Source organism: Pseudomonas frederiksbergensis (assembly GCF_003732275.1).
In the GTDB taxonomy this organism is placed as follows: domain Bacteria; phylum Pseudomonadota; class Gammaproteobacteria; order Pseudomonadales; family Pseudomonadaceae; genus Aquipseudomonas; species Aquipseudomonas frederiksbergensis_H.
This window is the reverse complement of record NZ_MOBM01000038.1, coordinates 1,363,907-1,378,440: the sequence shown is the minus strand read 5'-3', so window position 1 is coordinate 1,378,440 and position 14,534 is coordinate 1,363,907. Positions and strand designations below refer to the sequence as shown.

General features: G+C 60.0%; 11 protein-coding genes. 6 read left to right on the top strand and 5 right to left on the bottom strand.

What is annotated here, in order from left to right; all coding sequences use genetic code 11:
* Positions 1-11 precede the first annotated feature (11 nt).
* Together BK662_RS25710 and BK662_RS25700 are read right to left on the bottom strand one after the other, a co-directional pair.
* A complete protein-coding gene (locus BK662_RS25710) occupies positions 12-1,496 on the bottom strand; it encodes a DUF3300 domain-containing protein (RefSeq protein ID WP_123359404.1) in 1,485 nt (494 codons plus the stop codon).
* A gap of 116 nt (positions 1,497-1,612) precedes the next feature.
* On the bottom strand, positions 1,613-2,068 hold the full coding sequence (locus tag BK662_RS25700) for a YMGG-like glycine zipper-containing protein (protein ID WP_123359405.1): 456 nt from the start codon (positions 2,066-2,068) through the stop codon (positions 1,613-1,615).
* Positions 2,069-2,304: 236 nt separating this feature from the next.
* On the opposite strand from BK662_RS25700, the gene BK662_RS25695 reads away from it, so the two are divergent.
* Positions 2,305-2,958 (top strand): MliC family protein, encoded by a 654-nt coding sequence (locus BK662_RS25695; RefSeq protein WP_123359406.1) that lies wholly within the window; start codon positions 2,305-2,307, stop codon positions 2,956-2,958.
* 9 nt (positions 2,959-2,967) lie between these two features.
* On the opposite strand, the gene BK662_RS25690 is transcribed toward BK662_RS25695, so the two are convergent.
* The 3 genes from BK662_RS25690 to BK662_RS25680 all read right to left on the bottom strand — a co-directional run bounded on the left by BK662_RS25690 (position 2,968) and on the right by BK662_RS25680 (position 7,268).
* The gene (locus BK662_RS25690; RefSeq protein WP_185047166.1) at positions 2,968-4,152 is read right to left on the bottom strand and encodes a patatin-like phospholipase family protein; all 1,185 of its coding nucleotides are present in this window, start codon (positions 4,150-4,152) and stop codon (positions 2,968-2,970) included.
* Positions 4,153-4,351: 199 nt separating this feature from the next.
* A complete protein-coding gene (locus BK662_RS25685; protein WP_123359408.1) occupies positions 4,352-4,987 on the bottom strand; it encodes a response regulator transcription factor in 636 nt (211 codons plus the stop codon).
* Positions 4,988-4,991: 4 nt separating this feature from the next.
* Positions 4,992-7,268 carry a PAS domain-containing sensor histidine kinase gene (locus BK662_RS25680; protein ID WP_123359409.1) on the bottom strand — a complete coding sequence of 759 codons (2,277 nt, stop codon included), beginning with the start codon at positions 7,266-7,268 and terminating at the stop codon, positions 4,992-4,994.
* A 229-nt stretch (positions 7,269-7,497) separates the two neighbouring features.
* Here BK662_RS25680 and BK662_RS25675 point away from each other — a divergent pair, with 229 nt between their 5' ends.
* The 5 genes from BK662_RS25675 (at position 7,498) to BK662_RS25655 (ending at position 14,472) form a co-directional block, all read left to right on the top strand.
* Complete coding sequence (locus tag BK662_RS25675) at positions 7,498-9,120, top strand: acyl-CoA synthetase (RefSeq protein ID WP_123359410.1); 1,623 nt, start codon at positions 7,498-7,500, stop codon at positions 9,118-9,120.
* A gap of 122 nt (positions 9,121-9,242) precedes the next feature.
* Positions 9,243-9,569: a DUF485 domain-containing protein gene (locus tag BK662_RS25670; RefSeq protein WP_123359411.1), complete on the top strand. Its 327-nt coding sequence runs from the start codon at positions 9,243-9,245 to the stop codon at positions 9,567-9,569.
* The gene (locus BK662_RS25665; protein WP_123359412.1) at positions 9,569-11,239 is read left to right on the top strand and encodes a cation acetate symporter; all 1,671 of its coding nucleotides are present in this window, start codon (positions 9,569-9,571) and stop codon (positions 11,237-11,239) included. The genes BK662_RS25670 and BK662_RS25665 overlap by 1 nt, the downstream gene beginning before the upstream one ends.
* Positions 11,240-11,303: 64 nt before the next feature.
* Positions 11,304-13,076: an acyl-CoA dehydrogenase C-terminal domain-containing protein gene (locus BK662_RS25660; RefSeq protein ID WP_123359413.1), complete on the top strand. Its 1,773-nt coding sequence runs from the start codon at positions 11,304-11,306 to the stop codon at positions 13,074-13,076.
* Positions 13,077-13,203: 127 nt separating this feature from the next.
* Positions 13,204-14,472, top strand: coding sequence for an OprD family porin (locus BK662_RS25655; RefSeq protein ID WP_123359414.1), 1,269 nt, complete (start codon positions 13,204-13,206; stop codon positions 14,470-14,472).
* The last annotated feature ends 62 nt before the right edge of the window (positions 14,473-14,534 follow it).

Sequence of the window (14,534 nt, the reverse complement as noted above, 5' to 3'; positions counted from 1 at the left end):
AGCATTGTTTTTCAACGACGGCCTCCCCTTTGACGCGCTGGTGGATTGGACGGCCGACTGACCTGATGGCCGGCTGATCGCGAGGCACTGGGGCGCTGGGCGGATGCCAGGCTGGCCTGGCCACGACTGGCTTGTGCGGTGGCCTGGGACGGTGAGCGCACGCCGGCGAATGCATTATTGCGGGCACTGCCCGCACTACTCGTACTGGCGGACGGCCGTTTTTGTGCAGCCTGGCGCCCTTGCGAATCGCCCTGCCCGCGCTGATTGACCTGAGCGGTCTGTTTCCTGGGTTGCTGACTCTCCCGAGTGTTTCTGGCAGTGCCCTGGCTTCTGTCAGACGACTTCGGTCTGTCTGTACCTGCTTGCATCCGATTGCTGACCGAGGTTCCGGACTGGGCTGCGCGCGCTCGATCACGGGCTTCGCGGTTGCTGGTGGCAGGTCGTTCGATGCCGTGCTTGTCCATTGAACCGCGGGCTTTTTCACGAGCCTGGGCTCGCTGAGCATCCTCCCCTCGATAAGCCTCACGCTGATTGGCGCCGCCCAGTTGTCGGCCGTACTGTTCGCGGCTCTTGCTGTCTCGATAGGGAACGCCATCGCGATGAGCGGCGTTGTGCTGCCACTTGTTCTGATTATTGGTGATCCGGTTGTTGGTATTGATGTTGTTGTAGCGGTCGACGTCGATGTCGATGTCGTTATTGCCCCAGTCACATTCACCCCACAACGCACCGACAATAGCCACACCGGTACCAAACGCCAACCCAGCCATCAATGCCGAACCGGGGTAATAGGCTGGCGGCGGTGGATAGTAAACGGGAGGCGACGCAGGATAGGGCCAGGTGCCGTAGGTTGTTGTCGGGTTATAACTGGGTACGTACACCACCTGCGGATCGGAGGGCTGAATGATGATGGTGGAGGTGCTGCCGGCTGGAGCCGGAGCTGCCGGTGCTGGTGCTGGTACTGGTGCCGCAACAGCCTGAACCGTCACGTTCTGATATTGGTTGCTCTGCAGGTTGCCTGCTGCTTGCGCCTGATGACACAAGCGTTGCACGCCCCCCATGACATCTTCGGGCTGTGCCAGGAAGGCATCGCCCAGGCGTTGTACCCAGACGGGATCCTGTCCCAGCGTTACCAGCACCTGCGGGAAAGCGACCAGCGCCTGCACGCTCGGATCCCAGGGCTGACTCGCCACTTGTTTGACCGCATCATCACCCTTTGCGTCCGGGTGTGCTTTAGACCAGGTTACCGCCTCGGCGATTTCCCCGGGATACGTGGTGGCCATCAGCACCTGTGCCAGCAGTGGGTCCGGGTAAAGCGCAATGGGAGCCAGCATTTGATCCAGCTGTTCCCGGGTAAACACGGCATCTTTGGCCGCCGCCGTGACGGGCGCTGTATCGGCAGCGTTTGCGGTCGCGCTCGCATCCAGTGGCTGCGCCAGGCAGTAAGGTCCGCTCAAAAACAATACAGCTGACACCGCGTAAAACAATGGAATGCGCATTGCACCCCTATGTGGTCAGGCAGGCTTGAGCGCCTTGATCGTTCCGCCCTTCCCTGCACCGTCGCGCCCGTCAAAGACGATACAGATCTTCATGCAATTACCTTTGTTGTTCAGGTTCAAGGGGTTATCTGGTAGCCCCGTTGCTGCATGCAACTGTTGTAGGCCGAAGCAGTTGCCGCCGGTTCTGCCCGGCGATCCTGACGACGATCCTGACGTTGCCGAGATCCACCTACAACTGCACCTGCCACAGCAGCATCCTTGGCCTTGTTCTGTCGATATTCCTGTTTAACATCGTCGTCTACCTTGTCATAAACCTCGTCATGCTGACGACCACGCGCTCCGGCAACCGCCGCACCTGCTACTGCGCCAGAAGCGGCACCACGGACACGTCCACCTGATTCAGGCGTTGTGCTGGCGCTTGCTGTGTTCCCGGCTTGAGCCTGGCATGAGCTGATGTCCTGCTGAATGATTTCGGGGGACTGCCCTTTGAGCGGGGTTACGGTCTCGGCTGAAGCGCAAAGGCAAAATGCCGAGACAATCGTAGCCAGACAGGGGGAAATGGACCTCTTCATAAAGCCTCCACTGCTATCAGTGTGCTTTGGATCTTTGAGTCTAGCTCAGCGTCTGGCGACTAACCCTGGAACAATGTTCTTAGGGTGCAAGCTCTCATTCCGTTTGTACTTCTACTTCCTCGAACTCGAACGGGTGCGGCAAGTTTTAAGCACTGACTTACACTGCGATACACCCAATGCGAACAAATGACTGTTCAACGGATCAATAGATCCCACAGCAATCCGGGTATCAGGTAATGAATCAACCCAACATGAAAACGCTCACCCGTCTGCTCGCTGCCAGCGTTTGCGCGGCGACGGGCACCTGTGCCAATGCTTCGCCAGTCTTCCAGACCAGCTTCGACTGCGCCACGGCAAAGGCACCCGTCGAAAAGCTTATTTGTCGCGACCCACCACTGATGCAGATGGATATCGAACTGACGCGCCTTTATCGCCTGGCGCTCACGGATGATCATTCAGTGCCGCGTCCAGACAAAGTCATGATCGACCAGCAGTTCTGGATCGACGCTCGCAATCAGTGTGCCTCCGAGCCTGCGCCCAAGGCGTGCGCGATCCGAAGCTATGCCGAGCGCGCGCACCAGCTACGTCAAGGCTCGGCAATTGTGAGAACCAAGGATCCAGACAGACTCACCGAAGGCCCCCTGGCTTTTCGTTGCGCAGGGTTAAACGCGTTGATGGCCGCCACCTTCTTTAACACCCAGCCTGGTGTCGTGTACCTGAAATGGGCGAACAGCTCGATTACCCTGAACCAAGTGCAGAGTGATTCGGGAACCCAATACATTGGCAAGGATTACCAGGGGAATTACCGCTTCTGGCAAGACGGCAACGTGGTGCTTTTCCAGAAGCCAGGCTCAGGGGAAATGAGTTGTACGGCCGAGCCTGTCAGCTGAGACCGTCTCTCACGTACTCGGCGATTTATGCCACGGATAGCCTTTGGCACTGAGGTCAAAGGCGTATTTGAACAAGCGCTTCATGTACTCGCCATCGAATTTATGGAGGCGAGAAATGCGGAAGTCGGAGCCGATGTACGCCAGATTGAAGTCCGCCCCATCCTGCTGGGCAATTCGGTAAATCCGATCCAGATCGCTGATCCCCTGATTCTGGATCAATGCGCTGATGGCTCGACCGCCGATGTTCAAGGTTCGGCGCTTCGTTCCGGACCATTGCAGTTCCAGTTTGCCGTTGCGAATCACATAGAAATGCCGTTCACGCCGCAAACGCGCCCCGGGCACTTGGTTCAGCGCCATCACGGTGCCGGGTGGGTAAAGGAACACCTGCGTAAGGACACCCCCGTCCACGTGCATTTCCTGAAACGGGTGGCCGTTAACGTCCACATCAATCATGACGGGTGAGACGGCACCGGGAATACTCATCGACGCGACCATGATATTGCGAAACAGCTCGAGCGCTCCCGGTGCCTGGCTGGAAGCAATAGCCCCCATGTTCCAGGTGACCGGGCGCCCTGAATCAAGGTCGGTTGTGCCGATCATCAGGAGCCGTCCTTTGGCGTATTCCGCCGCGATCGCCGCAAGAGTCTCGGCAGTGACGTGCTGTGCAATGAGCCGCGCCAGTGGCTTGCTGTGCGCCATACCATCGCTGGTAAGACGGGTCAGCATATTGCGCGCATGGAAAATGTCTTTTGGACCGACCGCATTGCAGATACGCACAATGACATCGTCGTACTGGGGCCCCAGGTAGGCAAACGGGGCGACCAGGGCGCCAGCGCTAATGCCGGTGACCACTTTGAACACCGGTCGAGTCCCATGCTGGGTCCATCCCGCAATGATGCCCCCGGCAAATGTGCCGGCGTCGCCGCCGCCCGAAACGGCCAGCAGATTTGCCCGCGGCAGGATGTCGTTCGGTAACCCTGCGCTGGCGAGCGCCTCAGCCTCTCGAAGATTGGCCAGGCTCACATCCCGAATGAACGGCGTCAGGTCCTGTTCCAGCCAGTAGCGAGCATCTGGAATGTCCGGGATCAGCGCTCTTTCCGTTAACGTGGGCGGCACCGCGTCACGGCGTTGCAGGCACGCTTGACGCAACATGTTCAGGGTTGAGGCGCTAGGTCTGAGCTGGAATGGTTTCAACACGCCTCCTCCGGCCCCTGCAATTGACAGAGTCCGTCACGCACACTCGACACACCGATGACCAGTCTCAATGGCGGGTGGCCTGAACATCTTTCATGCTAGCGCAAGCTCAGGCTGTCATAACGTTGGCGGGACGTCCGGTCTGTCTTGCGGCTGATCCTCCCCCCCCCCATAGACGATCAATAGAAAATGCCAGCAATCACCGCAGCTTCAGCGGGTCGACCAGTTCAGCGGCGATGGCCATGCCCACCAGGTCCGGCAAGGTATTGGCCTGCATGCGCTTCATCACCCGCGAACGATACAGGTCGACGGTTTTCGCACTGACGCCCAGTTGCTCGGCGATCTCACGGGTGGTGTAACCCCGGACCAGCGGCAGCAAGACATCGCGCTCCCGTGGGGTCAGTGTCAGCAAGCGCGCCTGCAAGGCTTCGTGCCCCTGATTGCCCGAGCGGTTTGCCGCACAGTTGCTGAGCGCCTGTTGCACGCTGTCCAGCAGCAATTGCTCGTTGTAGGGCTTCTCGATGAAGTCATGGGCGCCCGCCTTGAAAGCGCGAACCACGATCGGCACATCCGCGTGCCCGCTGACGAAAATGATCGGCAGGTTCAGCTCACGTGCGCGCATTTCTTCCTGCACGTTCAAACCGCCCATGCCGGGCATGCGAACATCGAGCAGCACGCAGGCATCCAGACTGGCATCACAGGCATTGAGAAACTCCACGCCACTGGTAAACGGCAAGGCTTTGAGCCCTACCGACTCCAACAACCAGACGGTTGAATCGAGCATGCCTTGGTCATCGTCGACCACATACACCACGTGCTCCGTCACACCTGCCATTACGTTATTCCTGTTGTTGTTTTGTTGGGCCGGCCAGCGGCAAACGGCAGCACATCAGCAGCCCGACAGGTTGGCGTCGGGCCTGTAATTCGCCACCGAAACCTTCGATGATGCTGCGGCTCATGGACAAGCCAAGCCCCAGTCCATCGGCCTTGCTGGTATAGAACGGGGTAAATATCTGCTCCAGTTCGGGCTCGCTGACGCCTGGCCCCTGGTCTTGCACACTGATTTCCACGGTTGCACCACCGCCCTGCCCCGCAGCCATCACGATCAGCGAGGGTTGCCCCGGATGTTGTTCGCGGTTGGCATCGATGGCATTTCGCAGGAGATTAAGCAGGACCTGCTCCAGCAGCACTCGGTCGGCATAAATCGGCGGCAGATTATCCGGTAGGCGATCCTCGATTGTCACTTGGCAATTGCTCGCCTCCCAGGCACATAAACGCACGGCCTCGCGGGCGACCTCGGTGAAATTCAAGGCCTGCATGCGGCGTTGCCCCTTGCGCAGAAACGCCCGCAAACGTCTGATCACTTCTGAAGCATGAGTGGCATGATGGGTAATGCGCTCCAGCCCTTGCGCCACTTTGGCGGCGGCCTGGGAATTGGAATCCAGCGTCTGTAAATAGCGCTGGCTGGCATTGGCGTAATTGACTACCGCAGCCAATGGCTGGTTGATTTCGTGAGCGATGCCCGAGGCCAATTCACCCAGGGTGACCAACCGCGCGGTGTGCGCCAGTTCGTCCTGATGGCGGCGCTGTTGCACTTCACGCAGTTCACGCTCGGTCATGTCCCGCGCCACCAATGAGTAATAGCGCTCGCCGCCGGCCGAACGGTGCGCCAGCAGCACCAGCGATACCGGCACCGAAGTGCCGCCTGCCGGTGGTTGCAATCGCGCATCGGTGCTCCAGACACCGTCGCGCTCGGCGCTGCTCCAGCCATCACGCTGCAGACGTGCCAGGTCGCCGCTGGCGAACAACGTTGCCAGGGCTGGCATCGGTTGTTGCTCGTCGATCCCCAGGATGCGCCGCGCCGCTGGGTTGAGGTAAGTGACTTGCCCCTCGGGGTCGATGAACAACACAGGATCGGTGTTGACCTCGACGACTTCCGCCAGGCGTCGCTTGTTCTCCTCGGCATGCACCCGGGCGGTAATGTCCCGGGACACGTTGACCACTTCCACCACCGCCCCGGTATAGGTTTCACGAATCGCCCGGCTGGCGGTTTCAAACCACAGGTAATGCCCATCCCGATGGCGAATCCGATACGTCATCGTGTGATAACCATCCTGCTCCAGGGCATCCCGCGCGCGCTGCACCAGGCTGGCCAGGTCCTGACCATGAAACAAGCCTTGGGCCATTTGCCCGCGCAACTCCTCCGGCCAGTAGCCGAGCAATGTCCAGGACGCCGGCGAGGCATCGAGAAAGCGCCCGTCCGGTGTGTGTCGGGAAATCAGGTCGGTGGTGTTTTCAATGATCAGCCGGTACAGCCGACGTGCCGTGGCCGCTTCACGCTCGGCCAGCACTTGTGCCGTGGCATCGCGACACCGGGCGAGTACACGGTTGTCCTGGGGATCGGGGATAAACGTCCAGATCAGGATCTGCGCTTCGAATTGGGCTTCGACCCCTTCGATGGCGCGTTGCTGGTCCAGGCAGGCGCGTACCAGCACCCGGTGATTGACCGGTAAAAAAACCAGCACATCGGTCAGCGGCTTTTCGGCCAGCAACGCCAGCAGCGCCGCGTTGAACTCCAGCGGCCGGCCCTGCGCATCGAGCAACAGACTCGGTTGCGGGTCGTGCCCCAACAGCGGTGAGCCGCGCAGCATGCCGTTGACGCTGCTCAGCAACGTCGTCAGCAAGTCCTGCACCCAACCCAGCCAATCAAGACTCACGCCCTCGCACACTTCCACCAGCAACAAACCCGCCTGCCCCGGTTGCAACGCCAGATCAAACACCTGGCCGTGGCTGATAGCGGCCCGGCGCAGTCGGCCGGCCAGCCAACAATCGATTTGACGTACTTGAGCCAGATCCAGCCGCCCCGCTTCGGCCAGCCGATCAAACAACCGCTGATCGCTAGCCAGCGAAGGGTCGCCCAGCCCCGGTGGAAAATGCTGGGCGGCGCCCTCGTGGCTGTAAATCCGCGCAGTGGGTTGCCAACTCAGATAAACCGCCCGGCGCACCTCGGGGCAATCCTGCAGCGCACGGCACAACGCATCGGCCCGGGTGGCCAGAGACACACCCTCGCGCTGCAGGCGCAACCAGCTGTGCAATCGAACGGGAGTCAGGGTCATCACAGGTCCGCTTCGTTGGGGAGGCCAAGGATATACCGGCTTTGCGGTGTCACTGTATTCATTTAGTCCAGCAAGAATCAAATATAGTACATATCCTATATGACGTAGGTTGTACTTCCATATCGGTAGCTGAATGTTATATAAATCAGGCCGGACATAAAAGGCGACCTCAGCGGCTACGCTGCAAGGTCACCTATAGAGCTAACAATCAGCCACCGAGTACCCGTACATGTCGATCTATGAACAAGGGCTAGGCCCTGCGGCTGTCAACCATATTGCCTTGTCTCCGCTCAGCTTCATCGAGCGCACCGCCAGCGTTTACCCACACTATCCCGCCGTCATCCATGGCTCGATCCGCCGCACCTGGGCGCAGACCTACACCCGCTGCCGTCGCCTGGCCTCGGCGCTGGCCGGTCGCGGCATCGGCAAGAACGACACCGTGGCGGTGATGTTGCCCAACATTCCCGAAATGCTCGAAGTGCATTTCGGCGTGCCGATGATTGGCGCGGTGCTCAACCCGCTCAACGTGCGTCTGGATGCCGAAGCCATTGCCTTCATGCTGCAGCATGGCGAAGCCAAGGTGCTGATTACCGACCGTGAGTTCCATGATGTGATTCACGCGGCGATCGGCATGCTGGATCACCCGCCATTGGTCATCGACGTTAATGATCCGGAATACGGCGAAGGCCAGGCGGTCAGCGATCTGGACTATGAAGCGCTATTGGCCGAAGGCGACCCGGCCTTCGCCTGGCAGTGGCCCGATGATGAATGGCAAGCCATCTCGCTGAATTACACCTCCGGCACCACCGGCAACCCCAAAGGCGTGGTTTACCACCATCGCGGTGCTTACCTGAACTCCTTGGGCAACCAGATGACCTGGGCCATGGGTAACCATCCGGTGTACCTCTGGACCTTGCCGATGTTCCATTGCAACGGTTGGTGCTACCCGTGGATCATCACCGCCATGGCCGGTGTGCATGTGTTTCTTCGCCGCGTCGATCCACAGAAAATCCTCACGCTGATCCGCGAGCATCAGGTCACCCATCTGTGCGCTGCGCCGATCGTGCTCAATGCCTTGGTCAACATGCCGGAATCGGCGAAAGCGGCGATCGATCATCCGGTCAACGCGATGGTCGCCGGCGCCGCACCGCCGGCCAAAGTGATCGGTGCCGTGGAACAAATGGGCATCAAGGTCACTCACGTCTATGGCCTGACCGAAACCTATGGCCCGGTGACGCTCTGCGCCTGGCATGCCGAATGGGATGAGTTGCCGCTCGACGAAAGAGCGCAAATCAAATCCCGTCAGGGCGTGCGCTACCCGACGCTCGAAGGTGTGATGGTTGGCGATTCGAAGACGCTGGAGCCGACCCCGCGAGACGGTCAGACCATCGGTGAGATCTTCATGCGCGGTAACACCGTGATGAAGGGCTACCTGAAGAACCCGACCGCCACAGCCGAAGCGTTCGACGGCGGCTGGTTCCACACCGGCGACCTGGCGGTGTGTCATCCGAACGGTTATGTCGAGATCAAGGACCGACTCAAGGACATCATCATTTCCGGCGGTGAGAACATTTCCACCATCGAACTTGAAGGTGTGCTCTATCGCCATCCCGCCGTCATGGAAGCGGCCGTCGTCGCCCGTCCCGATGAGAAGTGGGGTGAAACGCCCTGCGCCTTTATCACATTGAAGGCTGATCACCAGGACGTTCGCGAGGCCGACATTATCAGTTTCTGCCGCGAACACCTGGCCGGTTTCAAAGTCCCGCGCACCGTGATTTTCACCCTGCTGCCGAAGACTTCAACCGGCAAGATCCAGAAGTACGTTCTGCGCGACAGGGCCAAAGCGCTCTAACCGAATCGACGTTGTACCCACCAGGCGGCAGGTGTTTTACCTGCCGCTTCGGGCTCGTGCAGCCTGAATTTGGCCCTGTCCCTGACCTACACACTGATAACAAAAACAATGTGGAGCCACCCATGATCGACATCCATTCAACCGATACCCAACGCTGTGAACGCATTCGGTCCAACCCCAAATTCCTTCAATTGGTGAGCAGCCGTTCGCGCCTGGCCTGGTCGCTGAGTGCTGCCGTGCTGGGTACTTACTACGCGTTCATGCTGGTAGTGGCGTTTGCCCCGCAGTGGCTGCACGCGCCGATCGCCGAGCGTCGGATGTTGACCCTGGGCATGCCGGTTGGCGCGGCGATCATCATTTTTTCCTGGCTACTGACCGGTTGGTACGTCTACAGCGCCAACACGCGTTTCGATGCATTGGGCGCCGCCATTCTCGAGGAGAGCAAGTGATGACTCTGCTGCGTAAAATTCTCCTCGCCGCTGCCGGGCTCTTGCCGGCTTCCGTTGTGCTGGCTGCACCCGCGCTGGGTGCAGTGGAAAAACAGCCGCTCAACCTGCATGCGATCGGCATGTTCTTCGTCTTCGTACTGGGCACATTGGCCATCACTTGGTGGGCCGCGCGGCAAACCAGATCCACTTCGGACTTCTACACCGCGGGCGGTGGAATCACCGGGTTTCAGAATGGCCTGGCCATTGCCGGCGACTACATGTCCGCCGCTACGCTGCTGGGGCTTTCCAGCCTGGTGTTTGCCAAGGGCTACGACGGCTTCATCTATACCATCGGCTTCTTCGTCGGTTGGCCGATCATCACTTTCCTGATGGCCGAGCGCCTGCGCAACCTGGGGCGCTACACCTTTGCCGACATCGTGTCCTATCGCCTGGACCAGAACAAAGTGCGGATCTTCGCCGCCTTCGGTTCGCTGACGGTGGTGTGTTGCTACCTGATAGTGCAGATGGTCGGTGCGGGTCAGTTGATCAAGTTGCTGTTTGGCCTCGACTACCCGGTAGCCGTGGTGATCGTCGGCGCGCTGATGCTGGTGTATGTGATTTTCGGCGGCATGATCGCCACCACCTGGGTGCAGATCATCAAGGCCGTGCTGCTGCTTGCCGGCGGCACGACCCTGGCATTCATGGCCATGTCGCAGTTCGGCTTCAGCTACGAAACCCTCGCGGACAAAGCCGTCCAGGCGCACGCCAGTGGCTGGAACATCATGGGCCCCGGCTCAATGCTCTCCGACCCGATCAACACCGCTTCGATGTCACTGGGCCTGGTGTTCGGGATTGCCGGCCTGCCGCACATTCTGATGCGTTTCTTCACCGTGCCTAACGCCAAGGAAGCGCGCAAATCGGTGTTCTACGCCACCGGTTTCATCGGTTTCTTCTTCCTGGTGGTATGCACCCTGGGCTTCGCCGCGATGGTGATCATCGGCACCGACCCGCAGTACTACGTCAATGGCGAAGTCGGCGGTACCTTGATTGGTGGCGGCAACATGGTCGCCATGCACCTGGCCAAAGCGGTTGGTGGCAATCTGTTCTTCGGCTTCCTCTCGGCCGTGGCCTTCGCCACCATCCTTGCGGTGGTCTCCGGGCTGGCCCTGGCCGGTGCTTCGGCGATTTCCCACGACCTCTACGCCACGGTGTTCAAGAAGGGCAAAGCCAGCGAAAAACAGGAAATGCGCGTGACCCGCATGGCCACCGTAGGCCTTGGCATCATCGCGATTCTGCTGGGCATTCTGTTCGAGAAGATGAACGTCGCGTTCCTCGTGGGTCTGACCTTCGGCATCGCTGCGTCGACCAACTTCCCGGTGCTGATCATGGCCATGTACTGGAAAGGCTTGACCACCAAAGGCGCAATCATCGGCGGTTTCGCCGGGCTGATCTGCGCGCTGGTCCTGGTGATCCTCTCGCCTGCGGTCTGGGTCACCGTGCTCGGCCATGCACAGGCGATCTTCCCGTACGACCACCCGGCGCTGTTCTCCATGCCACTGGCATTCTTGGTGATCGTCGTCGTATCCAAACTCGACCGCAGCGTACGGGCCGACAAGGAACGTGACGCTTACGCCGACCAGTTCGTTCGTGCCCAGACCGGCCTCGGTGCCGCCAGCGCTTGCGCTCATTGATTGAAAGGGCACGGCCTGCTCAAGCGGCGCCGTGTCCATCGCACACCCTTTTGAGGTTCACGTTATGCCCGAATTCAACGCCCCGCTGCGCGACATGCGCTTTGTATTGCATGAAGTGTTCGATGCCCCGGCCTTGTGGGCACGCCTGCCGGCCTTAGCCGACAGTGTCGACGCCGCCACCGCCGACGCCATTCTTGAGGAGGCGGCCAAAGTCACCTCGCACCTGATTGCGCCATTGAATCGCAGTGGCGACGAGGAAGGCGCCCGGTGGACCGACGGCCAAGTCAGCACGCCGATCGGTTTCAAACAGGCTTATGCCACCTACATCGAAGGCGGCTGGGTGGGCCTGTCCGGCAACGCCGATTTTGGCGGCATGGGCATGCCGAAGATGCTCGCCGTGCAGTTCGAAGAAATGCTTTACGGCGCCAACGCAAGCTTCGCGCTGTATTCGGCGTTGAGTTCCGGTGCCTGCCTGGCGCTGGATGCCCACGCCAGTGACACCCTGAAAAACCTCTACCTGCCGCCGATGTACGAAGGCCGCTGGGCCGGTTCCATGTGCCTGACTGAAGCCCACGCCGGTACCGATCTGGGGATTATCCGCACCCGCGCCGAACCCCGGGCCGACGGCAGCTTCAGCATCACCGGCAGCAAGATCTTCATCACCGGTGGTGACCAGGATCTGACCGAAAACATTGTGCATCTGGTGCTGGCCAAACTGCCGGACGCACCTGCGGGGCCCAAAGGCATCTCGCTGTTTGTCGTCCCCAAAGTACTGGTCAATGCTGACGGTTCCCTCGGCGATGCCAACGCAGTGAGTTGCGGTTCGATCGAACACAAGATGGGCATCAAGGCCTCGGCCACCTGCGTGATGAACTTCGACGGCGCCAGCGGCTGGCTGGTCGGCGAAGCCAACAAAGGCCTGGCGGCGATGTTCACCATGATGAACTACGAGCGCTTGTCCATCGGCATTCAGGGCATTGGCTGCGCCGAAGCGTCCTATCAGAGCGCCGTCGCCTATGCACGTGAACGTGTTCAGAGTCGCGCGCCGACCGGTGCTATTGCTCCGGACAAAGTGGCTGACCCGATCATCGTCCACCCTGATGTGCGCCGCATGCTGCTGAGCATGAAAGCCATGACCGAGGGCGGCCGTGCGTTCGCCAGTTATGTCGGGCAGCAACTGGACCTGGCGAAGTTTTCCGATGACGCCAAGGAACGGGACAGCGCGCAAACCCTGGTGGCGCTGCTCACACCGGTGGCCAAGGCGTTCTTCACCGACACCGGCCTGGAAAGCTGCATCAACGGCCAGCAAGTGTTCGGCGGCCATGGCTACATCCGCGAGTGGGGCCAGGAACAATTGGTCCGTGACGTGCGCATCGCGCAGATCTACGAAGGCACCAACGGCATTCAGGCCCTGGACTTGCTTGGACGCAAAGTGCTCGCCGATAAGGGCTCCGCGCTGCGCCAGTTCACCGGCGAGATCCGCCATTTCGCCCGTCAGCCCGACGCGCCCTACTCCGCTCAACTGTTCGATGCCGTGCAGCGTCTGGAAGACCTGAGCGACTGGCTGCAGGACCAGGCGACCACCAATCGCAACGAAGTCGGCGCTGCTTCGGTGGAGTATTTGCACCTGTTCGGTTACGTCGCCTATGCCTGGCTTTGGGCGCGCATGGCACAGGTTGCCAAGCAAAAGCTGCACGAAGATGCAGGGTTTTATGGTGCGAAGATCGCCACCGCCGACTTCTACATCCACCGCTTGCTGCCGCGCATTTTGAGCCTGGAGCAATCCATCCGCGCGGGCAGTGCCTCCTTGTTTGGCCTGAGCGCCGAACAGTTCTAACGATTGAACCCACGCGGCGCCACGCTCCTCTCTTTTTGGCGTTCGCGTTTTTTATTGATAAGCCCTCGCCCACCTGGCGAGGGCCGCGGGACCTGTCTTTCCATAATAAAAACAAAGGGGCTTCACCATGGACCGCAATACCCGCATCCTCGCTACCCGATTATTGCTGGCCGGCGGCGTCATCAGCCTCTCGGCCCCCGCCGCTGCTGACTTTGTCAAAGACAGCAAGGCCAGCCTGGAGCTGCGCAACTTTTATTTCAACCGAGATTATCGTCAGACCAACGCTCCCCAATCCAAGCAAGAGGAATGGGCGCAAGGTTTCCTGCTGCGCTATGAATCGGGATTCACCGACGGTTTGATCGGCGTGGGTTTCGATGCCATTGGCCTGCTCGGCGTCAAGCTCGACTCCAGCCCTGATCGCGCAGGCTCCGGCCTGCTAAAACGCCATCGCGACACGAGCAAAGGTGCGCAGGACGAGTACGGAGAACTGGGCCTGACCGCCAAAGTGCGGGCCTCGAAAAGCACACTGAAACTCGGCACGCTGCTGCCGAAACTGCCGACGGTACTGGCCAACGATTCACGGTTGTTGCCACAAACCTTCGAGGGCGGTCAGCTGACGTCGCTGGAACTCGAAGGCCTGACCGTGGATGCCGGACGACTGACGCAAGTCAATCAGCGTGACTCCTCGGACTACGAGGACATGGGCATCACCCGCACCGGCGCCAAGGGCATCACCACACGTCATCTCGATAGCGACAGCTTCGATTTCGCCAGCCTGAACTACAAATGGACCAGCAACCTCGCCACCGGTTACAGCTATGGTCACCTCGACAACTTCTACAGCCAGCACCTGATCAACCTGACCTACGTGCTGCCGGTCACAACCGGCCAGTCGCTGAAGACGGATCTGCGCTTCGCCCGCTCCACGGACGACGGTGGCAGTAATGTCGATAACAATGCCATCGGCGCGATGTTCACCTACAGCCTCGGCGGGCATGCGTTGGGCCTGGGTTATCAAGGCATGAGCGGCGACACCGGCTACGCCTACGTCAACGGCACCGATGCGTTCCTGGTGAACTTCGTGCAGATCGGCGACTTCGCCAGCAAAGACGAAAAGTCCTGGCAGGCGCGCTACGACTACAACTTTGCAGCCATTGGCGTTCCCGGGCTGACCTTCATGACCCGCTACCTCACCGGCGACAATATCGACCTGGGCGGCAACCGCCCGCAAGGCAAGGAATGGGAACGTGATACCGACATCGGCTATGTCGTGCAGAGCGGGCCATTAAAGAATGTCGGGGTGAAATGGCGTAACGCGACAGTTCGCTCGACCAATTTTGGCAGCGACCTGGATGAAAACCGCCTGATCGTCAGCTACACCTTGCCGATCTGGTAACTCAGTTCTGGTTGCACAAGGGGGGACTCACTTGACGGCGCAGTCTCCTTTTTTCTGCTGGA